The sequence below is a fragment of the Psychrobacter sp. Choline-02u-9 genome, assembly GCF_002836505.1.
In the GTDB taxonomy this organism is placed as follows: domain Bacteria; phylum Pseudomonadota; class Gammaproteobacteria; order Pseudomonadales; family Moraxellaceae; genus Psychrobacter.
The window spans coordinates 40,168-64,606 of the sequence record NZ_PJBF01000052.1 but is presented as its reverse complement, the minus strand read 5'-3'; the positions used below and the strand labels follow the sequence as shown (position 1 = coordinate 64,606).

At 41.3% G+C, this 24,439-nt stretch carries 23 protein-coding genes; 19 read left to right on the top strand and 4 right to left on the bottom strand.

All coding sequences use genetic code 11. From position 1 onward, the window contains the following. From CXF69_RS14335 to CXF69_RS07995, 7 genes are all read left to right on the top strand, one after another. Nucleotides 1-1,020 (top strand): hypothetical protein (locus CXF69_RS14335; RefSeq protein WP_180954802.1); only part of this gene is annotated, 1,020 nt, incomplete at its 5' end. Beyond that, nucleotides 1,020-1,391, top strand: coding sequence for an HAD family hydrolase (locus CXF69_RS08020; protein ID WP_102078929.1), 372 nt, complete (start codon nt 1,020-1,022; stop codon nt 1,389-1,391). The genes CXF69_RS14335 and CXF69_RS08020, both read left to right, overlap by 1 nt. Further along, nucleotides 1,381-2,994: an aminoglycoside phosphotransferase family protein gene (locus CXF69_RS08015; RefSeq protein ID WP_102083173.1), complete on the top strand. Its 1,614-nt coding sequence runs from the start codon at nt 1,381-1,383 to the stop codon at nt 2,992-2,994. Before CXF69_RS08020 ends, CXF69_RS08015 begins: the two co-directional genes overlap by 11 nt. Before the next feature lie 166 nt (nt 2,995-3,160). After that, the gene (locus CXF69_RS08010) at nt 3,161-4,276 is read left to right on the top strand and encodes a capsular polysaccharide export protein, LipB/KpsS family (RefSeq protein ID WP_180952654.1); all 1,116 of its coding nucleotides are present in this window, start codon (nt 3,161-3,163) and stop codon (nt 4,274-4,276) included. 131 nt (nt 4,277-4,407) lie between these two features. Further along, the gene (locus CXF69_RS08005; RefSeq protein ID WP_102078662.1) at nt 4,408-5,301 is read left to right on the top strand and encodes a UTP--glucose-1-phosphate uridylyltransferase; all 894 of its coding nucleotides are present in this window, start codon (nt 4,408-4,410) and stop codon (nt 5,299-5,301) included. 3 nt (nt 5,302-5,304) lie between these two features. Continuing rightward, nucleotides 5,305-6,984, top strand: a complete 1,680-nt coding sequence (gene pgi / locus CXF69_RS08000; RefSeq protein ID WP_102078661.1) for a glucose-6-phosphate isomerase — start codon at nt 5,305-5,307, stop codon at nt 6,982-6,984. A gap of 37 nt (nt 6,985-7,021) precedes the next feature. Further along, nucleotides 7,022-8,407 carry a UDP-glucose/GDP-mannose dehydrogenase family protein gene (locus tag CXF69_RS07995; protein ID WP_227522886.1) on the top strand — a complete coding sequence of 462 codons (1,386 nt, stop codon included), beginning with the start codon at nt 7,022-7,024 and terminating at the stop codon, nt 8,405-8,407. Between the two features lie 102 nt (nt 8,408-8,509). On the opposite strand, the gene CXF69_RS07990 is transcribed toward CXF69_RS07995, so the two are convergent. Continuing rightward, nucleotides 8,510-9,997, bottom strand: coding sequence for a phosphohexomutase domain-containing protein (locus tag CXF69_RS07990; RefSeq protein ID WP_102078660.1), 1,488 nt, complete (start codon nt 9,995-9,997; stop codon nt 8,510-8,512). A 228-nt stretch (nt 9,998-10,225) separates the two neighbouring features. On the opposite strand from CXF69_RS07990, the gene mazG reads away from it, so the two are divergent. The 8 genes from mazG to yjgA all read left to right on the top strand — a co-directional run bounded on the left by mazG (nt 10,226) and on the right by yjgA (nt 17,820). Continuing rightward, nucleotides 10,226-11,107, top strand: a complete 882-nt coding sequence (gene mazG, locus CXF69_RS07985; protein WP_102078659.1) for a nucleoside triphosphate pyrophosphohydrolase — start codon at nt 10,226-10,228, stop codon at nt 11,105-11,107. Beyond that, nucleotides 11,091-11,465 (top strand): ComEA family DNA-binding protein, encoded by a 375-nt coding sequence (locus CXF69_RS07980; protein WP_102078658.1) that lies wholly within the window; start codon nt 11,091-11,093, stop codon nt 11,463-11,465. Before mazG ends, CXF69_RS07980 begins: the two co-directional genes overlap by 17 nt. Nucleotides 11,466-11,631: 166 nt before the next feature. Then, entirely contained in the window at nt 11,632-13,854 is a 2,223-nt protein-coding gene (gene pcnB / locus CXF69_RS07975) for a polynucleotide adenylyltransferase PcnB (RefSeq protein WP_101204611.1), read from the top strand. Nucleotide 13,855: 1 nt separating this feature from the next. Next, a complete protein-coding gene (gene folK / locus CXF69_RS07970) occupies nt 13,856-14,377 on the top strand; it encodes a 2-amino-4-hydroxy-6-hydroxymethyldihydropteridine diphosphokinase (protein ID WP_102078657.1) in 522 nt (173 codons plus the stop codon). Between the two features lie 111 nt (nt 14,378-14,488). After that, nucleotides 14,489-15,289 (top strand): 3-methyl-2-oxobutanoate hydroxymethyltransferase, encoded by an 801-nt coding sequence (gene panB / locus CXF69_RS07965; RefSeq protein ID WP_102078656.1) that lies wholly within the window; start codon nt 14,489-14,491, stop codon nt 15,287-15,289. Between the two features lie 48 nt (nt 15,290-15,337). Continuing rightward, the gene (gene panC, locus CXF69_RS07960) at nt 15,338-16,240 is read left to right on the top strand and encodes a pantoate--beta-alanine ligase (protein WP_102078655.1); all 903 of its coding nucleotides are present in this window, start codon (nt 15,338-15,340) and stop codon (nt 16,238-16,240) included. Nucleotides 16,241-16,292: 52 nt separating this feature from the next. Then, complete coding sequence (gene rapZ / locus CXF69_RS07955; RefSeq protein ID WP_102078654.1) at nt 16,293-17,258, top strand: RNase adapter RapZ; 966 nt, start codon at nt 16,293-16,295, stop codon at nt 17,256-17,258. A 49-nt stretch (nt 17,259-17,307) separates the two neighbouring features. Next, nucleotides 17,308-17,820: a ribosome biogenesis factor YjgA gene (gene yjgA, locus CXF69_RS07950; RefSeq protein WP_057757930.1), complete on the top strand. Its 513-nt coding sequence runs from the start codon at nt 17,308-17,310 to the stop codon at nt 17,818-17,820. A 199-nt stretch (nt 17,821-18,019) separates the two neighbouring features. Here the strand turns inward: yjgA and CXF69_RS07945 are convergent, their stop codons facing one another. Beyond that, nucleotides 18,020-18,640, bottom strand: a complete 621-nt coding sequence (locus tag CXF69_RS07945; RefSeq protein WP_057757933.1) for a thiol:disulfide interchange protein DsbA/DsbL — start codon at nt 18,638-18,640, stop codon at nt 18,020-18,022. Between the two features lie 505 nt (nt 18,641-19,145). Here CXF69_RS07945 and ubiG point away from each other — a divergent pair. The 4 genes from ubiG (at nt 19,146) to CXF69_RS07925 (ending at nt 22,088) form a co-directional block, all read left to right on the top strand. Then, nucleotides 19,146-19,973: a bifunctional 2-polyprenyl-6-hydroxyphenol methylase/3-demethylubiquinol 3-O-methyltransferase UbiG gene (gene ubiG, locus CXF69_RS07940; RefSeq protein ID WP_102078653.1), complete on the top strand. Its 828-nt coding sequence runs from the start codon at nt 19,146-19,148 to the stop codon at nt 19,971-19,973. Nucleotides 19,974-20,040: 67 nt separating this feature from the next. Further along, nucleotides 20,041-20,751 (top strand): HAD family hydrolase, encoded by a 711-nt coding sequence (locus CXF69_RS07935; protein ID WP_102078652.1) that lies wholly within the window; start codon nt 20,041-20,043, stop codon nt 20,749-20,751. Nucleotides 20,752-20,826: 75 nt separating this feature from the next. Beyond that, nucleotides 20,827-21,663 (top strand): YciK family oxidoreductase, encoded by an 837-nt coding sequence (locus tag CXF69_RS07930; protein ID WP_228706757.1) that lies wholly within the window; start codon nt 20,827-20,829, stop codon nt 21,661-21,663. Between the two features lie 158 nt (nt 21,664-21,821). Continuing rightward, nucleotides 21,822-22,088 (top strand): DksA/TraR family C4-type zinc finger protein, encoded by a 267-nt coding sequence (locus CXF69_RS07925; protein WP_101204603.1) that lies wholly within the window; start codon nt 21,822-21,824, stop codon nt 22,086-22,088. 251 nt (nt 22,089-22,339) lie between these two features. On the opposite strand, the gene CXF69_RS07920 is transcribed toward CXF69_RS07925, so the two are convergent. Beyond that, entirely contained in the window at nt 22,340-23,569 is a 1,230-nt protein-coding gene (locus CXF69_RS07920) for a CobW family GTP-binding protein (protein WP_102078651.1), read from the bottom strand. A 67-nt stretch (nt 23,570-23,636) separates the two neighbouring features. Beyond that, nucleotides 23,637-24,395: an osmolarity response regulator transcription factor OmpR gene (ompR, locus tag CXF69_RS07915; protein WP_102078650.1), complete on the bottom strand. Its 759-nt coding sequence runs from the start codon at nt 24,393-24,395 to the stop codon at nt 23,637-23,639. Nucleotides 24,396-24,439: the final 44 nt, after the last annotated feature.

The window sequence follows — 24,439 nt, the reverse complement described above, 5'->3', positions numbered from 1 at the left end:
AACGAAAAATATCTTGAATTTATCAGAAATAATATAGATAACTCTCTTATATTACGTAAAGGTGATAGTGAGCGTAAATTATTAATAAAGAATCTATTATTAGGTATGTCAGAACCATTATTTAATCAGTCTACTAGAGATGATATTAGAGTTGCTATACTTATATCTGGACAGATGAGAGACTATTCTACAGTTGCTGATTATTTTAATAGTCTTAAAACACAAGGTATAAGTTACGATATATTTCTATCAACTTGGGAGAAGTCGGGGCAACCTCCTTGTCACCTAGGTAGTTTACGAGGATATGATTCTAAAATAAGAACTGCTATTAGAAACAGAGCTAGTAAGTTTATGGTATCAAATAATGAATTTGTTGATCATTATCATTTGAGAAAAGATGACTTAGTAGACAAGGATATAGTTAGAAGTAGTTTTCAAAGACTGAAATGGATGAAAATTGATATTGAAGGCAGTACAACTCGTGAATTTAATAGTAATCAAGAGCGGCTCTATTTCAAAATAAGCCAAGCTTATAAAGAAGCTTCGAAGATAGATTATGATGCTTATATTAGAGTTAGACCTGACCTTAATTTTTCATTAGATACTTCAACTCTAGTGAATTGTATTAGAAAGTGTGTGACTAATGAAAATCTTATTTTTGTAAGGGATGCTCCTTTAACAGATATGTATATGCCATTTCTAGATGATAATTTCGCAATAGCCTCACCAAAAGCGATGGAGTCTTATGCAGCTTTATATGACTTTAGTCTACATGGCGGAGATAAACTGCCATTAGATCCTTTTAAAGAAGATATCCGCCCACATTCTTCTCTAGCATATCAGTTGTTCTTAGATGGGATGAATGTCAAGTTTATAAAAGGTATTGAGAATTGGACATATAACGACATAAGTACAATTTCTGCTTCTGAATATATCACTTATCTTAAGTCATTAAATAAAGATAAATTAAATATAAACTTTATTGATAGTGTTATTTTCAAATTAAGGACTGTTAAATAATGAAAAGAATAATTATAGACTTAGATGATACGATTACTGTAGCCGATAGTTCAAAGCACTATTCCGAAGTTGAACCAAGAAATGATGTCATAGTTAAAATCAGAGAGTATAAAGCTCTTGGCTTTGAAATTGCGATACATTCTTCAAGAAATATGAAGACTCATCAAAGTAGTGTGGGAAAGATTACAGCTCAGACAGTACCTATCATTACCAAATGGTTAGAAAAGCATAGCGTTCCCTTTGATGAAATTTGGATAGGTAAGCCGTGGTGTGGTGAGGAGGGATTCTATGTTGATGATAAATCTATCAGACCTAAGGAATTTGTAGAAAAGACATACCAAGAGATTTTAGAGGTTATAAATGACCGATAGTCAGTTCATTATTTTTTCAGGGGCATACTGTACCTCTGAAATGTGTGCGGAATTTGGTAAGATTCCACCATCTTTTCTGCCCATCTCAAATGGAAGGTTATTTGAGATGCAAATGCAGTTTGCAAAAAAGTATTCATCAAATATCGTACTTACTGTCCCTAGCTCATATAGTATCAATAATTACGATTTAGAAATATTAGAAAAAAATAAGATTCGTGTTGTCTTTGTTCCTGACAGCTTAACTCTTTTGCAAGCAGTATATTTTGCATTTGAACTGCTAAATAATGAGCTTTCTACCTATATATTGTTTGGTGATACTTATATAGAGTATGAAAAAAATATTGACTTTGATAGCATCGCATATGACGAAAGTTATGAATATTATAACTGGTCAGAAGTTTTTGTTGAGGAAGATAAATCACTCAAGTTGAAGCGCCAACTTGGAGGATCTAACACCTCTAAAAATGTAGTATGTGGTTTGTATGCTATTAAAGATATTGGTTTATTGAGAAAAATTATACCATCTGTAAATACCTTTGATGAACTGATAGAAAGGTATTCAACTTTTCATCAAATGAGTCTGTTTAAACCTACAAGTTGGTTAGACTTTGGGCATCTTAATACATATTATAAATCTAAAAAAGATTTATTAGTCACAAGATCTTTTAATAATATTGAATGTGACGGCTATGTATTGACGAAAAGCAGCAACGATACCAACAAACTGAAAGCAGAGGCTAACTGGTATTCAAATTTACCGACTATTCTCAAGTGTTTTTGTCCACAGTTAGTAACTGAACAGGAGAGTTTAGATGGTTATAGCTATTCTGTGGAATACCTTTATTTATCTAATCTAGCTGAATTATATTTATTCGCTGAGTTACCTTCTTTCTTTTGGGAGCAGGTGTTTGAAAGTTGCTCAACATTTTTACAGTTGGCCAAGTACAGTTATAATGAATCGTTATCAACAAAACAAATACTACCTGATGAATGGTATAACCAAGTAATTTTTGAGAAAACAAAACAAAGATTGATAAAATTTTCGACAGAGTCTCAATTTGATATAAGTAAAGAAGTTAGAGTTAATGGAGAGCTTTTTCCTAGCTTACAGAATTTGACATACGATTTATTGAGTTTGATAAGAAAGAGTAATGATTCAGACATGAGTTTCATTCATGGTGATTTCTTTTTTGGCAATATCCTTTTTGATAATACGGCTAAACGAATAAAGTTAATAGATCCTCGCGGTATGATAAATAGTGAACAAAAAACTGTATATGGAGATATTCGTTATGAAGTTGCTAAATTAACACATTCAGTTATAGGTAGATATGATGAGATTATTTCTGGTAGAGGTAACTTTATCAGTAATGACAATTACGATTTTATACTTACGTTCAGTGATAGTGTATTACATGGAAGTATTGTTGATAGCTTTGTTAACAGAAGTTTTCTTGGTTATGAAGTTGATTCTAAGGAAAACTATGCTATTACTTGTCTGCTCTTTATATCTATGTTACCTCTGCATAAAGAAGATAGAGAAAGGCAACTTAAGTTTATAGCAAATGTTTATAGAATATATTCCAAATATATCAAGAATTAGTATCTGTATGTGAGTTCTTATATAAGATAAATATTTTAGAGAATATTGTCCATAGCTATTTATTGTCTATAGCTATTTATAATTTAATGTCTGAATAAAATCAGTTAATAACATTGTTTTAGAGATAGGAAAAATCTATATATAAGTTATTTAATAGGTATATTTAATGGTCTTGTATCGGCTAACCCGAAAGTTAGTATTAAACCCCAAGCAGTTCTTTATTGACTTTATCAATAATCGTAAACACCTTAAAGTAGATCCAAAAAAAACTGTATTTGCTTTTAATATTAAAGAGTGGAAACGACCTTACTTAGAGAAGCTTTATCCAAATAAAACAATTGTATATATTCCTATAAACTTGAATGAGTCTTTACTCAAAAGAAAGTATCTGCCTCATATTATCGATAATAATATTGAGGTTTTGGTTTGGGGTATGACTTTACCTGAAATCATTAAAGACAGTAGTGCAAAAATTACATATGTCGAAGATGGTTTTATACGTTCAATAGGTTTGGGTTCTGAGCATACTCCACCTATGTCATTAAATTTTGATTCCAAAACAATCTATTTTAATGCACAACAAGTATCAGAGTTAGAAGATATCCTCAATAGTTATGACTTTGCTTCAGATTTAGAGTTATTAGCCCGTGCTAGACGACTAAAAAGCACACTATTGAATACTGGCATAAGCAAGTACAACCATAGTTCTGATGTTGACATAAATAGTATCTATGGAGAAAAAACTAAAAAACGGGTTTTAGTTCTTGGACAAGTTGAGGATGACGCATCTATAAAATATGGTTGCGCAAGCCCGATTACAAACAATGACTTAGTACGTTTAGCAGTAAGTGAAAATCCTTCTTCTCAAGTTATCTACAAACCTCATCCAGATGTTTTGCTTCAAAAGCGTAAAATGCTTTCAGACCCAAAGGAGGTCGCCGATATTTGTGAGGTATTAGTAGATGATATTCCACTTGCACAGTCATTAGAAACAATTGATCATGTGTATACGATAACCTCTCAAGCAGGGTTTGAGGCGCTACTAAGGAACATATCAGTTACAACTTTCGGTTGTCCTTTTTATTCTGGTTGGGGTGTCACCGATGATCGTCAGCCAAACTTGCGGCGCAAAGTAAAGCGAACAGTGGAAGAGATTCTTGCTGCTGCCTATATCCTGTACCCTAAATATTTTGATTTTGATAAAAATGAAACAGTTGAAGTAGAAGACGTTATTAAAAAGTTATTGGCTGAGAAAGCGGCTTGTTCTGATCTTGAAGGCTAAGAAGTAGGAAGTTCAAACGATATTTTAGTTATGGCTTATTTTAGTTATGGCTTATTGTAGTTATTGTTATTTTTAAAATAATGATATTCTTTTGAAAGATAAAACTTTTCTTAACAAGGTGCTTTATTTATATGATTGGACCTAATAACATTACTCACGCCGTTATTCCTGTCGCAGGCTTTGGTACACGTATGCTGCCATTGTCGAAATCTGTGCCAAAAGAGTTGTTACCGCTTGGCAATCGCCCTGCGATCCATTACGTGGTTGAAGAGGCGATTGCAGCAGGTATTAAGCATATTGTCTTGGTCGGTCATGCGCAAAAGAGCGCGATTGAAAACTACTTTGATATCAATGCGGAATTGGATAACCAATTGCGTCATAAAGGCAAAGATGAATTGGCTGATAGCTTAAATTGGTTGCCAGAAGATGTGACGGTGTCGATGATACGTCAAGGTAAGGCGTTAGGTTTGGGACATGCAGTACTGGCAGCGCGACCAATCATTGGTGAGCATGACTTTGCCGTATTATTGCCTGATGTCGTACTTGATCCATTTACCACTGATATGTCTGCTGATAATTTGGCCTTTATGCTAGATGCCTTTGCTACAGATGGTCACTCACAGATATTGGTCGATCAAGTAGCGGATGAAGACGTACATAAATACGGTATTGCTCAACTAGATGAAAAGCTAAGTGACACTAATGAGATTGATGAAGAAGTAAATACTAATGTCAGCTTTAAAGTGGCTGGTTTTGTAGAAAAGCCCAATCTAGATGATGCTCCTTCAAATCTGGCTGTGGTAGGGCGCTATGTATTTAGTAACCATATCTTTGATTACTTAGCCAATACGAAAGCATCTGTCGGTGGTGAGATTCAGCTGACAGATGCGATTGACGCGCTCATTAGTGAATATGGTGTCCATGTCACGACCATGCGTGGTGATAGCTACGATGCAGGCAGTATGCGCTCGTATATGCAGGCATTCATCTACTTTGCCGAGCAGCAATTAGCAGATGATGAGTAGCTGATGAATGAGATAAAGGGCGACAAGACATATAGCAGTGCTCGACATTCTAAATACTGGCAGCAACTACAGACGCTTGCAAAGCACCCATGGTCGCTTGCACAGCTATTCTCGCAAGATGATTATCGCGCTAAGCATTTTAGCGTGCAGGCTGGTGCGCTGTATATGGATTTTAGTAAGCAGCGTATCGATCAGGCAGTATTATCTAACTTACTGAGTTTGGCTGATAGTTGTGAGCTAGATGCTCGTATTGATTCGTTACTACAAGGGGCGATGGTAAATACCAGCGAGCAGCGTGCTGCATTGCACACAGCATTACGATTGCCAGAGACAGCGACATTACAAGTCGATGGACAAAATATCGTCACTGATGTACATCATAGTTTGTCACAAGTGGCACGCTTATCAGAGCGCGTGCGCAATGGCACGTGGCGCGGGTTTTCTGGCAAGGCAATTACAGATGTTGTCAATATTGGGGTTGGCGGCTCTGATTTAGGACCGCTGATGGCAACTACAGCGCTTGATGAATGGGCAGATACCAGTATTGAAGTGCATTTTGTCTCCAATATGGACGGTACGCAGCTTGATAATCTACTCAAGCATTTAAATCCTGAGACCACACTATTTATTATCTCTTCCAAATCCTTTGGTACGGTTGACACTTTATCAAATGCCAAGACAGCATTATCTTGGCTATTTGCGACGGCAAAGCTCCGTGCAGGTACAGAAGATAGTGTATTACGTCGACACTTTATCGGCATCTCAGCCAATAGTGAAAAAATGAGTGCTTGGGGAATTCATCCTGAGCATCAGTTGCAGCTTTGGGAATGGGTCGGCGGTCGCTTTTCTTTATGGTCGGCGATAGGCCTTGCCATTGCTATTCGTATTGGTATGAGGGGCTTTAAGGCATTATTAAGTGGTGCTCATAGTATGGATGAGCATTTTGCACAAGCTGACTTTGCCGACAATTTACCCGTACTGTTAGGTTTGCTAGCTGTTTGGAACAGTACTTTTTTACAAGTAAATGCGCATACCGTATTGCCTTATGACGGTCGATTGGGATATTTACCCAGCTATTTAACCCAGCTAGAGATGGAGAGTAATGGTAAGTCCGTTACTCGGAACGGAGATCATATTGATTATGATACTTGCCCAATTCTATGGGGTGAAATCGGCTCAAATGCACAACATGCATTCTATCAGCTGCTACACCAAGGTACGCAGCAGGTTTCCTGTGACTTTATCGCTTGTGTACGTCGCTACGGTGATGAGGCACAAAACTTCTCATTGCAACAACAGCACGAGTTGTCTTTAGCAAATTGTTTGGCGCAAAGTCGAGTATTGGCATTTGGCAATGCTGCTGTAACAGATCTGGTCAATCCACAGACAGTTTCCGAAGCAGACAAATATAAGTACTACCGTGGGAATCAACCGTCAACCACATTACTGATTGATGAGCTGACGCCGCATAGCTTAGGCGCATTGATAGCGCTTTACGAGCATAAGGTCTATGTCATGGCTAGCATTTGGGATATCAATCCGTTTGATCAATGGGGCGTCGAGATGGGCAAGCAAATGGCAGACTCCGTACACCATGCTATGCAGCATATCCAGAAAGACTCTCAAGGTCTATTCGATACATCTACTGACCAATTACTACAGCGTATCAAACAGCTGTCCTAGCGATAGTGGTGTGTCAATAATATAGGAAAGCACGCTCATGGAGACGGCTTTAGATGGTAGCCATATGAATAAATACAATAATGAATCTGAACCAAACCAGTTAAATGATTCCACAGTTTGTGTGCTTATTGGTCACAGCATAGAGGCAATTACCAGTGCAGTGGTGCTAGCAAGTCTTGGTCAATGTGTGCATCTTTATGCAGATAAGGCGCTACTGACGCAGCAGATACAACAGTATGGTTTTGAGCATCATCTGCAAGCCCTATGGCAAATGTATGAGCAGCAGCAGGTCATTATCAGTAAGGAATTGCCAGCTAGTGCCGATATGCTAATAAAAGGCTATGAAGCAGCTAGTCATAACGAAACTGATGTTCAAATTACGGTGACGCTTTATTGGTTGTTTTTAGATAGTATTAAGCCGTCGTGGACAGAAGACAGTTGGATTACCGCGTTTAATAAAAGCCATCAGCAGGCGCTACCTGTGATTATGAGCGGCATTGAGCAATTAGGTTATGTAGCAGAACTGGCTCAACGTTTGCAACGTGCTTGGGTCTATTATGTGCCATTTGTATTCTTACAAGACGGCGATGCGTATAGCTCGATGTTGAATCCTTCGTTATGGCTACTGGGTGAAAAGACAGCAAGTAGCAGCCAGCACTTGAATGTATTGAAGCCTTTGATGCAGCACGCACGCGCTACTCATCATGCTGATATCGCAACGATAGAGTTTGCTCGCAGTAGTATCATGGCGATGCTAGCGACTAGAGTGAGCTTTATGAATGAGATGTCACGTTTGGCTGATAGTCAAAATGTTGATATCAGTCAAGTCAGTCGCATTATGGGATTGGATGAGCGGGTAGGCAGCAGTTATTTAAAAGCAGGGTGGGGCTTTGGTGGTAATACTTTGCCTACCGAGCTGGCTAAATTGCAACAATCAAGCCGTACACACAGTTTGGATATGCCTTTATTACAATCTATCGTGCATATCAATGAAGATCAAAAAGAGCTGATATTCCGTAAATTTTGGCAGTATTTTGATGGGTTCATTGATAATAAAACTGTGATGATTTGGGGCGGTAGTTATAAATCAGGTTCAGGACGTACCGCTGGTTCAGCTATCCATCCATTGTTAGCATTACTGTGGTCTTATAATATTCGCACACTAGTTTATAGTGATAAGGCACAGCACGAGCTTGCCGAGCTTTATCAGCAACAGCCATTGCTTGAGCTTATTACTAGTCCTTATCAACAGCTTTGCGATACCCATGCTATTTTTATTGTTAGTTGGTCACCACGAGATCAATTGGATATTGGCAAAATCAATCAACAAGCCATGCCAGTATTTGATGCGCAAAATGTCCTGACACGCTCACAAATTAATAGCTTAGTAGGTGACTATATGGGTATTGGTCGAACTAAATAGTTTGATTTAAGGTTTTTTGTGTATAGAAAAAAGGCTCGCTAATACTCACTAGCGAGCCTTTTTCGACTGACAGTCAGAACTGTTTCTACTGGGTTAATGACTTTATGCTGGTACGGCACCTTGTGTTGCTAGCCATTGCTGAATCTCTTGAGTTTTAGCAGCCAGTAACGGTTGCTCACCGCGACTTTCGATATTCAATCTGATAAGCGGTTCGGTATTCGATGCTCGCAAATTAAAGCGCCACTCTCCAAAGTTAAGACTTAAACCATCAAGTGTTGATTTAACTGGTTGCTCGTTGCTGAATTTGGCTTCAATAGCGCTAATAATTGTCGGTGCGTCATAGGTTGTGAGACGAAAGTTTAATTCGCCTGAGCTAGGATAGGCGGCAATATAGCCTGTGACCAATTCTGATAAGGTTTTACCAGTGATAGACAACAGCTCAATGGTCAATAACCATGGAATCATGCCACTATCGCAATAGAAGAAGTCGCGAAAATAATGATGCGCAGACATTTCACCGCCATAGACAGCACCTGAGTCACGCATGACTTGCTTGATAAATGAGTGTCCAGATTTACTAATGACCGCCTTGCCGTTATGTTCCTCTATCACTGCTTCGGTGTTATAAATCACTCGTGGATCATAGACGATTGATTCACTCGGGTATTTATTTAAAAAAGCTTGAGCGAGCATGCCGACGATATAGCTACCATCGATAAATTCGCCACGTTCATCGAATAGGAAGCAGCGATCAAAGTCACCATCAAAGGCAATGCCAAGGTCAGCATTGTTTTCCAAAACGGCTTTCTGGGTAGCCACTCTATTGGCTTCAATCATAGGATTGGGAATGCCATTAGGGAAGCTGCCATCAGGGGCATGATGCAATTTAGTCACTTCAACAGGCGCATTAGCTTGTGCTAACTTCTCAATCAATAAGTCCACCGCTGGCCCAGCACTACCATTGCCTGAATTAATGACCAGCTTGAGCGGCTTTAACTTATCAGTATCGATGAAGGTCATGACATGGTCGATATAAGCACTTTTATCAGTCAATAATTGCAATTTTCCTGATTGGATGTCAGTCGTAAATTGCCCGGATTCTGCTAACGCCTGAATCTCTGCAAGACCGTCATCGGCACTGATTGGCTTTGAGTGTTCTTTGACCAGTTTCAAGCCATTATAATTAATAGGGTTGTGACTGGCAGTGACTTCGATACCGCCCAATGCTTGATAATGACTGGTGGCAAAATATACTTCCTCAGTACCAGTCATACCTAAATCAATCACATCAATACCAGCATCAATAATACCTGCTATGGTGGCTTGTTTAAGCTGTTCACTAGAATGACGAATGTCGCTGCCGATGACAATGGCAGGTTTTAGATTTGTCATATCATTGTCATGAGTCTCACTTACTGTACTATTGCGCTGATATAAAATCTGCGCAAAAGCCCGTCCAATACGGTAAGCAATTTCTTCATCCAGATTAACGCCAAGCTCACCGCGTATATCGTAAGCTTTGAATGAGCTGATCGTAATAGGATTGAATTCAGTTTTTGGCTGATAGCTAATGGTCGCAGAAGTAGACATAATGGTAAAAATTCCTTGCGCGTGAGCAATGGTAAAATAATAGAGTAGATGGCACAATTATAAGCTAATAAGTGTCCAATGCTACACTATCTTCAACTTATTACAAAAGAGTGAAAACGTTAACCTTGCGTGAAATGGCATGTATACAGATGCACTTGATAGCTTTATCCCCTTTGTATATTGAATCAATCACAATTATTACATTAAGCAAAAATAAGAGCCTCCCTTATGAATACTCTCGACAATAAAATCACAGTGCCTGTACCAGTACAAGGAACACCAGAAGCCACAGGCCAGCTTGATGATCTTTTAGCATTGATGGCACGGCTGCGAGTTGATTGTCCATGGGATAAAAAGCAAAGCAATCATAGCCTGATTCCTTATGCCATCGAAGAAGCTTATGAGCTAGGCGAAGCGGTACAAACCGATGATGATGAAGATATCAAAGGCGAGCTAGGCGATGTGCTACTGCAAGTTGTGTTTCATTGTCAGATGTATGCTGAGCAAGGGCGCTTTGATATGAGTGACGTCATTACTACTCTACAAGAGAAGCTGATTCGTCGTCATCCTCATGTGTTTGAAGCCGAAACTCTAACAGACGATGCAGCGGTAAAAGTACGCTGGGATGAGATTAAAGCGGAGGAGCAGCAATCACGCGAGGCACGTGGTAAACCAAAGCGCCGTTTGGATAATACCAAAGCGGGTAGTGCATTGATGCAAGCGCAAGACGTACAAAAGCAAGCGTCTAAACTGGGTTTTGATTGGGAAGGTGTTAGCGGTGCTTTTGATAAACTGGATGAAGAGATTGCTGAGCTAAAGCATGAGCTGACAGATAGTTCTACAACTGCTGTTGGATATGACATAAGCAAAGCCAATATTATTGATATTGAAAAGGAACTGGGTGATTGTATGTTTGCGCTGGTCAATGTCGCCCGCAAATTAAATTTGGATGCAGAGACAGCAACCTTAACCTGTGTCCATAAGTTTAAGTCACGTTTTGGTTATATTGAGGAGCAGCTGGAGCTCGCTAGCAAGCAGTTAGAAGACAGCGATATAACAGAGATGGATGCATTATGGGAAGCGGCGAAACAACATGAACGCTCATCCTAAAGACTCGTTTGCTAGCCTAGCCAAAACTGCTATTTTAGGTTGTGTTTTGGCTATTCTGATGCTTGATAATACTAATGCTGCGCCCTGTTTTGATAATCCTCAAAGCGCTTATGAGTACCTGTTGTCACTAGAAAATGCCAAAACTCAAGCACGTGAGCAATATATTGTGAATATCAATCGAGCAAACGAAGGCGAGCTGGTTTCGTTAGATGGTATCGGTAGCAGCAAAGCGCAGGCAATTATCCTATATCGTGAGATGTTTGGTGGTTTTACCACGGTTGATGAGTTATCAAAAGTTAAAGGTATCGGTGAAAAAACGGTTGAGAAAAATCGAAGACGGTTGAGTGTGCAAGATTAATGACGGTATTTTGGATGAATCAACCCCAATATTGACAAAATAGCATGTAAGTAAATGTCATAACACACCCACCACGCACAAAATTTGTTAAACTAGCAGGTACATCCGCCTGATAAACGCTGTGTTATTCAGGGGTAGTTAAAGAATACCGGCGAGGAGTAGATGCATGGCCGAGCGTGCCGCCAAGCAGTTAGAACTGAACAAATCTGAATTACCCAATTCCATTACTGAAGTGATTGCCACATTGACCCGTGCTGGGTTTGATGCCTATATCGTCGGTGGTGGTGTGCGCGATACTTTATTAGGTCTGCGCCCGAAAGACTTTGATGCTGTTACTGATGCCAAGCCACATGAGATTAAAGATGTCTTTGGTAAGCGCTGCCGCATTATCGGTCGCCGCTTCCAGTTGGCACATGTGTATTCAGGTCGCGAGTTGATTGAAGTTGCTACTTTCCGTGGACCACCAACCAGTGATGCTAATACCAATCAAGACGGTATGATTCTGCGCGACAATGTTTGGGGCGATATTCAACAAGATTTCTCCCGTCGCGATTTCTCTATTAATGCGCTTTATTATCAACCGCTCAAAGGCATCGTCCATGATTTCTGCGGCGCGCTTGATGATATTGATAACAGAATCATTCGTCTATTGGGCAATGCGCCAGTACGTATCGAAGAAGATCCTGTGCGCTTGTTACGTGCCTTACGTTTCAAAGCCAAGTTAGGTTTTGAGTTTGATGAAGCGTTGTCTGCGCAATTCAATGACGGAAACTGGGCGCTGCTTGAGCAAATATCACCGCATCGTCTCTATGATGAAACGCAAAAGATGTTTACCGGTGGCTATCTAGTACCCCTATTGCCATTATTGTTTGAGTCAGGTGCGATTGATAGTCTCATTATCTATCCACCGTCTGAGCCAAGTGCTTTAGTCAATCAGGTAGCTATCAATACCGATAAGCGTATTGCAGCGGGCAAGAGTATCAACCCTGCGTTCTTCTATGCTGCTTTACTGTGGGAAAACTATCTGCATCAATTAGCAAAAGCCAAGAAGCGTAATATGCCGTTTGCCGAAGCGCAAATGCATGCTGCTGGTAAAGTCATTGACCGTCAGCGTATCAAAACCGCTATTCCGAAATTTGCTGAGCAATTTATCCGTGATATCTGGATATTGCAGCCGAAACTTGCAGCCCCGCGTAGCAAGCAAATCGTTCAGCTATCTGAGCATCCACGTTTCCGTGCTGGCTTTGACTTTTTATTATTACGTGAGCAGTGCGGCGATGCAGAGCATCCGCTATCAGAGTCAACCAACGATATGGGTGACTGGTGGCAGACGTATCAAACCTTGTCTGAACAAGAGCAACAGCAGGCGATTGATGAGTTTGACGAAAATATTCGCCGAGGTGCTTATAAAAAAGGGCAACGTGGTCGCGGACGTAATCGTCAAGAATCAAAAACACAGACTACTGATAATGCAGCACCTAATCAGAACAGTACAAAGCAAAACAAAGCCGATGACCGTGCTGAAAAAGGTAGAAATGATCAAACAATGGTAAATGATTCGTCAAATATTCCAGCCCGTCGCCGCCGCGCTGCCAGCCAGTCTAAAGCTGGCCGCAACGAAAGTAGCAGACACAACGTGCAGCAAGTAGAGCAAGACAATAATGAGCTTGCTCAGCTACAGCAGTTGTCTCTTGCTAGTAACAAGCAATCGGCAGGTCAACAGGCAAAGCCTAAGCCGTTATTTGTTATAGAGCACGAGAACGTTGTACCGCCATTGCAGAAGCAACTGTCAGCTAATGATACGTCGAAACGTAGTAAAGCACCTGTGCGAAAGCCATCATCAACCAATCAAAATGCAGCAAAGCAAGCGGTTAAAGCTGACCGCGTAGATAGTAGCACTCAGCCGTCTAATACTAGCCAGCCAGAAGTTCAAGCGTCAGCTAGACCAGCTCGCTCGATCGCAAGATCACCTGCGCTAGTCAGTATGAATAACGAGCCGATCCCGCATAAGCGTCGCCGTCGTCAACCTACTGTAGATAGTGCGAGCAATATCGAAGTACAAGGCAATAGCGATGCGAAGGGTAGTAATAGCAAAGCACAGCCAGCAGCGAAGTATGCAAAAAAAACGCCTAAACCTGCCGTTGAATCGACTGATAAAAGCGATACTAAAAGTGTAAAGGTAGCAGCTAGCAAGGCAGTAGATAGCAAAAACGCGGCAAAAACCGCTGCACCTGCAAGAGCCAAGAAATCGGTGAAAGCAACTACTGCAAAGGCTGCTAAAGCGAAGCAAGATACGAATGATCAGATGCCTGCTGTGAAAGTAACTGATAACAAAGGCCCTGTACCATCGAAGCGCCGCCGCCGTCAGCCTAGTACCGAAAGCGCATAATATGGATAATAGTACAGATAATAGTAACTGGGTTACCTGTTATGTGGGCTTGGGTAGCAACCTCGCTAATGAGCTAGGTTCACCTACCGATCACTTGCAGCAGGCGCTTGCAATGATGCAATCACATGAGCAGGTACGTGAGGTAAGTGTCTCTTCTTTTTACGCTTCAGCACCGATGGGTCCGCAAGATCAGCCGGATTTTGTTAATGCAGTAGCTGGTTTTGAGACAACGTTTCCCCCTTATGAACTGCTTGCTTTTTGTCAGCAGTTAGAGAGTATGGCCAAGCGGGCACGTTTGCGCCGTTGGGGTGAACGTAGTCTGGATGTTGATATTTTGCTATACGGTGAGATACAGATTACTGATCCAACACTGACAATACCGCATGCTGGCTTAAGTGAGCGCAATTTTGTCTTAATACCACTGCGAGAGTTGGCACCAAATTTAACCATCGCAGGTAAGTCGATAAGTGACTATTCACAAAGCCGTGATTGGACAGGTTTAACATTACTATCAAGCGATTGATTATAAGTAACTGATGCTAAGTGATGGGAGATTGGTCTAAGACCTCTCGATCACAGCTAGAATAGTAGCAATATTGATAATCAAAGGCATTGCAGATTAATTGAGGGTCATATGACGACATTATCTACTCTAAATAAGTTTAAAAAAGACGGCACCAAGTTCACGTGCTTGACCTGTTATGACTCGATGTTTGCACGAATGATGGAAAAAGCCGAGATTGATACAATTTTAATTGGCGATAGCTTGGGCATGGTTGTACAAGGCCATGACTCAACATTACCTGTGACAGTCAATGATATGGCTTATCACACTGCCAATATTGCCCGTAGTAACAAGCACGCGTTGATATTGGCTGATCTGCCGTTTATGAGTTATGTGACATTGCCGGAAGCCGTTGCTAATAGCCGCACGCTAATGCAAGCAGGGGCGCATGTGATAAAAATCGAAGGCGGTAGTGAGCTGTGTGAATTGGTAACGACCTTGGCGCAAGCAGGCACACCAACTTGTGTACATCTTGGTTTGACCCCGCAGTCTGTGAACGTGTTTGGTGGTTATAAAATTCAAGGTCGCGGCGATGAAGCAGCTGATAAACTGCTTGCCGATGCTAAGGCAGTCGTTGAAGCTGGCGCTGCACTGCTAGTGTTAGAATGTGTTCCAGCTGCGCTTGCAAAAGCCGTTACTGAAGCTGTAGCCGTGCCAGTTATTGGTATTGGTGCTGGAGCCGATACTGATGGTCAGGTATTGGTTATGCATGACATGCTAGGTATGGCGCATGGCCGAGTGCCACGTTTTATCCATGACTTTTTAACAGATGAGCGCAATAGTGCACACAGTATCGAAGGTGCTTTTGGGCTCTATCAGCAGTCAGTACGCGAAGGTAGCTTCCCGACTGAGCAGCACCAATTTAGCTGATTTTGAAGCTATTGAACAACAGAACGTTTGAATAGAAGAAAAGTAATCATGTCTCTAATTATTTATCATGATATCTCGTCACTACGTGAAGCGCTTCAGCCTTATCGTGGTCAGCAAAGTGACAAACAAGGCCGTCAGCAGCGCATTGCGTTAGTACCAACGATGGGTAATCTGCATGACGGTCATCTTGAGCTGGTAAAGATTGCCAAACAGTATGCAGATGTAGTGGTGGTCAGTATCTTCGTTAACCCTACTCAGTTTGGCGTTGGGGAAGATTTTGACAGTTATCCGCGTACGCTAGATGCAGATGTGGCTAAGCTTGCGACAGTTGATGCAGATTACGTGTTTGCACCTAGCATTGATGCAATGTATCCAGTATTACCACCACCTACTGCTGTGTTGGCTGGTGCTATTGCCAATCAGTTATGTGGTCAATCACGTCCCGGACACTTTGATGGTGTTGGTATTGTGGTGTCTAAACTGTTCAACATTGTGCAACCAGATGTGGCAGTATTTGGACAAAAAGACTATCAGCAGCTTGCTATCATTAAACAGTTGGTACGTGACTTGAGTTATCCTATTAATATCATTGGCGCACCTATTGTTCGTGCTGATGATGGCTTAGCGCTATCATCGCGCAATCAATACTTAAGTGCAGATGAGCGTCAAGCTGCCCCTGTATTACATCAAGCATTGCAAGAATTAGCGAAGCGTTTGAAAAGTACGGCTCTTAGTCAGCAAGCATTTGATAAGCTATTAGTAGAGACGCGGACACGTATTAGTGACGCAGGTTTTATTATTGATTATCTGGAAATAAAGACTGAGGAGTTAGGTTCTGTCGTAAGTGACTCTACAACCTTTAATATAGAAAACAAAAATGTCGTTATTTTAGTCGCAGCATGGCTAGGAAAAGCGCGCTTGTTAGACAATCAGTTGGTAGTGGTAAGTTAGGCTTTTATGACATAGCAGTAGACTAGATACAATAGACTTGGATGAGTAGATCATGGGTGTAAGTCAGGATCAAAATAGTAATGCGGCAGCAACGATAGCGGATCAGAGGTCTACGAATAAGCTCAGTATATTGGTGGTCTCAGGGCGTTCAGGATCTGGTAAGACCTCAGTGTTGAATATCTTAGAAGATCTAGGCTATTACTCTATTGATAACCTACCGCTGTCTTTGTTACCTAATGCTGCTCATAAACTGGTCAATGAAAGCGGTATTCATCGTATTGCGCTGGGTGTCGATATTCGAACGCCACGTGCGGATTTATCTAACTTTGCAGTGACATATGCTTCTCTCAAGGAAACTTATGGGTCTCATGCGGTACAGATTTTATATGTGACTGCACAAGAGAGTACGCTGATAGCTCGTTTCAATGCGACGCGACGCGTACATCCGCTAATGTCACAAGATATTGATAGTGATAATGCTAAGCATGTTACTTTCAATTTACCTGCTGCTATCAAAAAAGAAGTTGAGCTGTTAGAGCCAATTGCTAGTCATGCTGATATTAGGATTGATACCAGTAGCCTAAATATTCATCAGTTAAAAGATAGCTTGCGTGAACACATAGGCATGGACAACCAGATTGTCATCAATCTACTGTCTTTTGGTTTTAAATACGGTGGCCCCATTGATGCTGACTTTGTATTCGACGTTAGAATTCTACCTAATCCACATTGGAACCCTGAGTTACGTGACTCGACAGGTCTGGATACTGAGGTAGGCGCATTCTTCTTAGATTATCCAGAAGTAGCAGAAATGATGGGTGATATTGATAAGTTTTTGACCCGTTGGCTACCAGAGTTTTTGCACAATAATCGTCATACGGTCACGGTTGCCATAGGCTGTACGGGCGGCAAACATCGCTCTGTTTTTATCACTGATCATCTACAACGCCGCCTTGCTGATGCTATGCCCAAAGGCGTGAAGGTATTGGCAAAACACCGCGAAAAAAGTCGTTGGTAGTGATATCAGACACTATTTAATTTATTAATTATTATTTTGGAAAGCTTTTATGATCGACTGGAAAGAACAGGACATGCGCGTTTCGCGCACAGAACTCAAAAAAGCCCATGAGCGCTTGCAGCAATTATCTATACCGCTTGCTAGCTTATCGAAAAAACAGCTAAAAGCCTTACCTGCCAGTGATTATTTTATGGCAGAGCTAATGGCATTGGCTGATATTACCAGCGCCAATGCTCGTAATCGTCAGACCAAACGTGTTGGCAAGCTGATGATTGAAGAAAATCGTCATGAGCTGATAAAGGCACTATTTGATGCCTTTTTTCCTAAAGAGCAAGTCTCAAAAATAGAGAGCTGGTACGAGCGTCTGAATATCAATGATGAAGGTACGCTCAAGCAGTTTGTGAAGCAATATAAAGCTTCTGAGCACCATAGTATGTATCAGTTACTATTGTGGATAGAGTATGCCAAACACATGCAAGATGATGAGTTGCTAGCAGAATCTAAAGCAGATTTGGCAAGTTATATACGTGAAGTGGCTATTTTATCGCAGCTGAAGAAATAGCATCTATAACCAAGCTAGAAATCTATTAATTAGAATTTTATTAGTTGAAAGATTAGTAGTTAAAAAATGAGTAATTAAAAGACGTATAGCTAGAAGGTTAAGATGCAAAAAAGCCAATCAGTTTATGATTGGCTTTTTTATGCACGACATACAGATATGCTGTACGTCATGTGAGTTATTCAAGTACTTATGGCTTGAATTATTTCTTTTCAGCGCGAGTTTTGTCAACTAAATAGTCAACAACTTTAGCGACTTTAGCGTTTTCACCAGTTACCACATATTTGCCTTGTACCACGACAGATGGAACACCCGTAATTTGATAACGCTTGGCGCCTTCTTGAGAGCGACCGATTTTTGTACCAACGGCAAATGAGTTATATAGGCTGTTGAATTTCTTTTCATCAACGCCTTTTGATGCATACCATTTGCTTAGTGACGCTTGATCAAACAGTTTTTTGCCATCTTTATGGATAGCGTCAAATAATGCGTCATGAGTTTTGCTTTCAAAGCCTAAAAGCTGAGCCGCATAAAAACCGCGTGCATTGGCTTCCCAAACAGGGTTAAGTGCCGCTGGTGTCTTAAAGAATGCAACATCTTTGTCTTTGGTTTTTGCCCATTTTTCCATGTGCGGGTTAAGCGCATTACAATGTGGGCAACCATACCAAAAGAACTCACGAACAATGATAGCATCACCGCTGATTTTCTCTGGGTTGTCTAGCACACGGTAATCTTTTCCAGCGACATAGTCTGCAGCTTGTGCGCCCATAGAGGCAAGTCCAATGGCCATGGCTAGACCAGTCAGTGTGATGACACGTTTCATACTTTATCCTTGAGGTGTGGAGACTTAGAATGGGTTAAGAGGTTGGTGTCTATATGGTTGTTAAACATGTGACACTTTAGAATATATAGATTTTAAAGCGTCTAAACCAGACAGTGTCGAGTATAATCGAACAATAGCAAAGTATCGACTATGATAACGTAAAATGTATGTACTTGTGAATCGCATTCTTAACTGATAGTTGTAAAGCTGTTAGCTATTATTTAAGGTATATTGCTTGTTACTTTCTGAACCTACTGTTTCTTAAACGTTTGCTTTATTTCCATATGGGATTTAAGAGATTTAAAAATATCAGGATGCGATATTGTCACAAGGATACGTATTTTTTCTATATCAAGATACTGCCCAAAAAACAGGGTAAAGTTTAAGCCTATTCACAATCGGTGACGATGTGCTTACGACAAAACTGCTACTCTCATGCTAATATTAAGCACATAATCGTGCACTGTAAACGATAATAACGATAGTTACAATCAAGGAATATACCATGAGCTCAGCTTTAAACTCTTCATCAACTTCGAGTGATCAAAATAATAATAGCGCTTTCAATAATACAGAGTCTAACACCATCAACGTGGATCCTAGCGAAGTCGAAAAATTTAATAACTTGGCGAGTGAATGGTGGAGTAACACAGGGGCGTTTGCAACGCTACACGAGATCAATCCATTACGTCTAAACTGGATAGAAGAAAACGTCAAACGTGGCTATCAAAACGCTGCTAATAAAATCGCTGAGCAAGGACTTTCTGGCAAAAAAGTACTCGATGTAGGGTGCGGCGGCGGAATATTGTCAGAATCTATGGCTCGCCGCGGTGCTGATGTGACAGGGATTGATTTAGGTACAGAGAACTTAAAAGCTGCTGCGTTACATGCAGAGCAAAGCCAGTTAGAGAATACGCTTCGTTATCAACATATACCCGTTGAAGAGTTGGCAAAAACACATGCTGGTCAGTTTGATGTGGTGACTTGTATGGAGATGCTAGAGCACGTGCCAGATCCTAGCTCGATTGTGCAGGCTTGTTATGAGTTACTGGCTCCTGGCGGCGTCTGTGTGTTATCAACGATTAATCGCAATCCTAAGTCTTATCTGTTTGCCATCGTTGGTGCAGAGTATGTGCTGCGATTGCTTGATCGCGGTACCCATGACTATGCCAAATTTATTAGGCCAGCAGAATTAGATAAAATGGCACTTAATACTGGATTTGTTCGTCAGGATATTATCGGTTTGCATTATAATCCGCTGACCAAACGCTACTGGCTTGCCCAAAACGTCGATGTTAATTATATGATAGCCGTACAAAAGCCACTGGTTTAATGCTGCAAACGTCCATTTATTTGCCATACTTTCACTAAATACGTCATCAATTTCAAGAGCATTCACTATGACCCAATTTGTAAAAGCTGTTTTATTTGACCTTGATGGGACATTAATCGATACTGCTGCTGATTTTGTTCGTATCATTGGTAAAATGAGTCTCGAAAATGATTGGCAGGCACCGCCTGAAGCGGAAATCCGAGAGCAAGTCTCTGCGGGCGCCTCAGCTATGGTGCAATTGATGCTAAGACACAATGATCAACTCGAAGTCAGCGAAGAAGCATTACTTGAGTTTCGTCAGCAGTTCTTAGATGATTATGAAGCAGATATCTGTGTCGATAGCTGCGTGTTTCAGGCGCTTGAAGCGGTGCTGACTGAGCTTGAAGCAAAAGGTGTGCCTTGGGGTATCGTTACCAACAAGCCACGTTATTTAGCCGAAAAGCTATTAAATGAGATGCAACTGGATCAACGCTGTGCAGTTTTGGTCTGTCCAGATGATGTATCACGTACCAAACCAGATCCAGAGCCAATGTATATGGCGCTAGAAAAACTGGGTATCCCTCGAGGCGCGGCAGGCTGCGTGCTCTATGTTGGTGACCATATACGCGATATCGAAGCTGGCAACGCTGCTGGCATGCCAACGATTTTGGCCGCTTATGGATATATTCCACCTGAAGATCAAAAGTCTTTGAAAAAATGGGGCGCCGACTATATTACTGACACGCCTGAGCAGTTAAATAAATTACTGCTATCGTCTGGTAAGTTTGAGTATTTATAGACTGCTGTATATCACCAGATTTACAACCATAAGCACATATTCTCAACGATTTAATGATAAGTAGTGAGCAATGCCATGAGTGACAATAATAATCAATCAGTCGATCCACAAGACAATAAAAAAACGGTTCAAAGTTCTATTCAGCCTTTGACTCATGATGATATTCGTAGCTTTGTACCGTCCAGTAATTGCCTAGATGGTAAGACTATTTTGGTGACTGGAGCAGGGGATGGTATTGGCCGTGTTGCTGCATTGACATATGCTCGTTATGGCGCCACTGTCTTATTGTTAGGCCGCACTAGTAGCAAGCTTGAGTACGTCTACGATGAGATTGAGAGTCTTGGTGGTAAGCAGCCTGCTATGTTGCCGATGAACTTAGAAGGGGCGACTTATGCCGAAATGCAGCAGCTCGAAGGGCTAATTAATAAAGAAGTCGGCCAGTTAGATGGTATCTTGCATAATGCTGGTATATTAGGACAATTAACGCCGCTTGAAATGTATGACGTCGATACTTTCGCCCAAGTGATGAAAGTCAATTTCACAGCGACTTTTATGCTGACTCAAGCGTTATTGCCGCTATTAAAAGATGCTGATCATGGCTCTGTTGTCTTTACCTCTAGCACTGTAGGTACACATCCTCGCGCATTTTGGGGGGCTTATGCACTCTCAAAACAAGCAGTAGAAGGTATGAGTGATATCTTTACTCAAGAGACGCAGAACACTACCAATTTACGTTTTAACTGCATTAATCCAGGTGGTACTCGTACCAATATGCGTGCGCATGCGTATCCGGGTGAAAACCCGATGAGCTTAAAAACACCTGAAGATATCATGGCAGGCTATGTCTGTCTGATGAGTGACGAAAGTATTGGCGTACGCGGCCAAGTCATTGAGCTACAACCTAAAGATTAGTAGCAAAGTTTTCAGGTGAGTCAAAATAATTACGTCGCTCTTTATGGATGATTTTATACACTATCGCAGGTTGCAATTAATCATAGCTAGCCCCATCTATTTGTTATTAAAGATATTTGTATTGTCTGATTATAATGAATAAAAAATAGGATAAGATTATGGCAGGTGGCTGGTCAAGAGATGGTGCTGAGCACGAACAAATGGATGCAACTGTAAATGATGCATTAGAGCGAGCGCGACGTTCGTTACCGACAGGTGTAAGTGCTGAGCTGTGTGACGAATGTGGTAAGCCTATTCCAGAGGCAAGGCGACTAGCGGTGCCCGGTATTCAGCACTGTGTTAGCTGTCAGACGGAGCTTGAACAAGAAGCAAAAGCGGCTGAGCTGTTTAATCGTCGTGGTAGTAAAGACAGTCAATTGCGTTAAAAAATAGTTAGGGCGTGTCCTCAATTCAATCGATAGTCATCTAAATGGGTTAAAAATGGCTAAATCTTGCCAAACGTCGTCAAATAGCTGACTAATATCTCGATATTATCTGCGCTATTTTCCTTGTTTGACTGCGATTTATCTCATTTTTATCACCATTTTTAAAATGAGGACACGCCCTAGTTGCGTTGAAAAAAAAGGGCGGACATTGCTAGATAGAATAGCAATGTCTGCCCTTTTTTTGTCTGTTACTATATGACCAGCGCCATCAGTTCGCGATCGCACTCTTCCCAATCTATCAAGGCCGATGATGCTTTGGCACCATTCTCAGTTTCTAATTTTTCTGTAGCTTTGTCGACAGCATTTGTATCGACAGTATTGTCTAATTGCAAAATAATTTCCAATCGACTATTAGTCTGTGGGTCGATGGTTCTGGTAGTTAGACTACCAGGGTTAAAATTGATCTGCATCCAGCCATCAGAAGTATGTACCACGCCTTTGATACGTTGCCAGTTTGGCAATGCTAACAACCAATTCTGTAAATCGTCAGCGTTTAGTATGTAGTGTGTAGGTAGTCGCCATCCTGCCAATTGAAAGTCTTGCTGCTCTTCATGGTAGCGATAGGGCAGACCACTATCAGCACTAGCCTGAGCTTTAGTCTCATCGGTAGATGAACTCGATGATGGTACAGTTGCTAAAGAATTGGCTGGAGACTGTAAACCAATCATCGATTTTTTAGGATTAGAGATAGTGACTTTTCGTTGATTCGAAATGATAGAGCTAGGCTGATTCAGTTGGTCGTTTAACGTAGACGAATATGCATCTGTTACAAGACTATCTGATGAAGCTGTTGTCTCAGATGCTGTTAGTCCTGATGCTGCCCAAATGATTTTTACTTGCGAATTTAGCTTGGTTATCCATTCTACCAAGGCTTGTTTTTCGATAGTATCTAATTGGACATAACGATTGATTATCAGTACATCGGCATCACGGACATGCGCTTGAAAACCATCATGATCACGATACTTAATCTGTTGCCACTGCTCGCCACTTAACACGGTTATCACAGCATTCATTTTTAGGGCAGTTTGCCAATGCGGCTCACTGAGTTGTAGTATCAGCTCACGTGGATGTGCCAATCCTGTGGGCTCGATTAATAATCGCTGTGGATGATGCTCACTGAGCAGACGACTGATTGCAATCTGTAAGGGCAGCTGGCTGGTGCAGCAAATACAGCCACCACTGACTTCACGAATGGCGATATTCTTTTGCTCAAGATCGTTATCTTGGGAGCTTGCTAGGAGTGCGCCATCAATACCGATACGGCCAAATTCATTGATTAAGAGAGCCCAGCGCTCGTCATTCGGTTTCGAGGCCAGTAACTGATTGATTACGGTGGTTTTGCCCGCACCTAAAAACCCTGTCACTAACGTGCAGGGTATGTTTTGAAAAATAATTGGGTTTTTCACAAATAGGCTCATCATATTGGCACGTGTTTGTGAGTAAACAAACACGGCCTATATTAAAAGGAATTAGATCAGTCAAAAGTTATTCACTCTTGATGGTTTCTACCTCAGCTTCATCAGGAACAAACACATAACCAACGCCCCAAACAGTTTGGATATAACGCGCTTGTGAAGGGTTGTCTTCAATTAGGCGACGCAGACGTGATACTTGGACGTCGATAGAACGCTCCATCGCACCCCATTCACGACCACGGGCAAGGTTCATCAATTTATCGCGGGTCAATGGCTCACGTGGATGCTGTACGAGCGCTTTTAGGACTGAAAACTCACCTGTTGTCAAAGTGACTACGTTACCGTCGCGTTTGAGCGTGCGAGTCGATAGATCTAGTGTCCATGGACCAAATTCAACCACTTCTAATTGGTGACTTGGTGCCCCTGGAAGCTCACGGTTTTGACGACGCAACACCGCTTTGATACGCGCCAATAGCTCTTTTGGGTTAAAAGGCTTAGGCAGATAATCATCTGCACCCGCTTCTAGACCTGCGATACGGTCAGCATCGCCACCTTTGGCAGTCAGCATAATGATAGGAATATCTGCATTGTCTTCACGCAGACGCTTACAGATACTGATACCGTCTTCGCCTGGTAGCATCAAATCAAGCACGACCAAAGAGAAAAGCTCACGTTGCATGAGTTTGTCCATCTGACTGCCATCATGAGCGGTACGAACGACAAAACCGTCGTCTTCTAGGAAGCGTTGCAACAAAGAGCGCAGACGAGCATCGTCATCGACGACTAAAATACGCTGAGTTAACGTGTCATGGCTGTTGTTATCAGTCATACAGGCATCCTTTTATAAAAATTATTGTTATCAGAAACTACAAG

Coding starts and splice junctions, on each gene's coding strand:
- ompR (WP_102078650.1), bottom strand. CDS start 24,395: ATGACTGATAACAACAGCCATGACACGTTAACTCAGCGTATTTTAGTC.
- CXF69_RS08005 (WP_102078662.1), top strand. CDS start 4,408: ATGATTGGACCTAATAACATTACTCACGCCGTTATTCCTGTCGCAGGC.
- mazG (WP_102078659.1), top strand. CDS start 10,226: ATGAATACTCTCGACAATAAAATCACAGTGCCTGTACCAGTACAAGGA.
- CXF69_RS07920 (WP_102078651.1), bottom strand. CDS start 23,569: ATGAGCCTATTTGTGAAAAACCCAATTATTTTTCAAAACATACCCTGC.
- folK (WP_102078657.1), top strand. CDS start 13,856: ATGGATAATAGTACAGATAATAGTAACTGGGTTACCTGTTATGTGGGC.
- CXF69_RS08010 (WP_180952654.1), top strand. CDS start 3,161: ATGGTCTTGTATCGGCTAACCCGAAAGTTAGTATTAAACCCCAAGCAG.
- rapZ (WP_102078654.1), top strand. CDS start 16,293: ATGGGTGTAAGTCAGGATCAAAATAGTAATGCGGCAGCAACGATAGCG.
- CXF69_RS07930 (WP_228706757.1), top strand. CDS start 20,827: ATGAGTGACAATAATAATCAATCAGTCGATCCACAAGACAATAAAAAA.
- CXF69_RS07980 (WP_102078658.1), top strand. CDS start 11,091: ATGAACGCTCATCCTAAAGACTCGTTTGCTAGCCTAGCCAAAACTGCT.
- pcnB (WP_101204611.1), top strand. CDS start 11,632: ATGGCCGAGCGTGCCGCCAAGCAGTTAGAACTGAACAAATCTGAATTA.
- CXF69_RS07995 (WP_227522886.1), top strand. CDS start 7,022: ATGGAGACGGCTTTAGATGGTAGCCATATGAATAAATACAATAATGAA.
- CXF69_RS07945 (WP_057757933.1), bottom strand. CDS start 18,640: ATGAAACGTGTCATCACACTGACTGGTCTAGCCATGGCCATTGGACTT.
- yjgA (WP_057757930.1), top strand. CDS start 17,308: ATGATCGACTGGAAAGAACAGGACATGCGCGTTTCGCGCACAGAACTC.
- CXF69_RS08015 (WP_102083173.1), top strand. CDS start 1,381: ATGACCGATAGTCAGTTCATTATTTTTTCAGGGGCATACTGTACCTCT.
- panC (WP_102078655.1), top strand. CDS start 15,338: ATGTCTCTAATTATTTATCATGATATCTCGTCACTACGTGAAGCGCTT.
- pgi (WP_102078661.1), top strand. CDS start 5,305: ATGAATGAGATAAAGGGCGACAAGACATATAGCAGTGCTCGACATTCT.
- ubiG (WP_102078653.1), top strand. CDS start 19,146: ATGAGCTCAGCTTTAAACTCTTCATCAACTTCGAGTGATCAAAATAAT.
- CXF69_RS08020 (WP_102078929.1), top strand. CDS start 1,020: ATGAAAAGAATAATTATAGACTTAGATGATACGATTACTGTAGCCGAT.
- panB (WP_102078656.1), top strand. CDS start 14,489: ATGACGACATTATCTACTCTAAATAAGTTTAAAAAAGACGGCACCAAG.
- CXF69_RS07935 (WP_102078652.1), top strand. CDS start 20,041: ATGACCCAATTTGTAAAAGCTGTTTTATTTGACCTTGATGGGACATTA.
- CXF69_RS07990 (WP_102078660.1), bottom strand. CDS start 9,997: ATGTCTACTTCTGCGACCATTAGCTATCAGCCAAAAACTGAATTCAAT.
- CXF69_RS07925 (WP_101204603.1), top strand. CDS start 21,822: ATGGCAGGTGGCTGGTCAAGAGATGGTGCTGAGCACGAACAAATGGAT.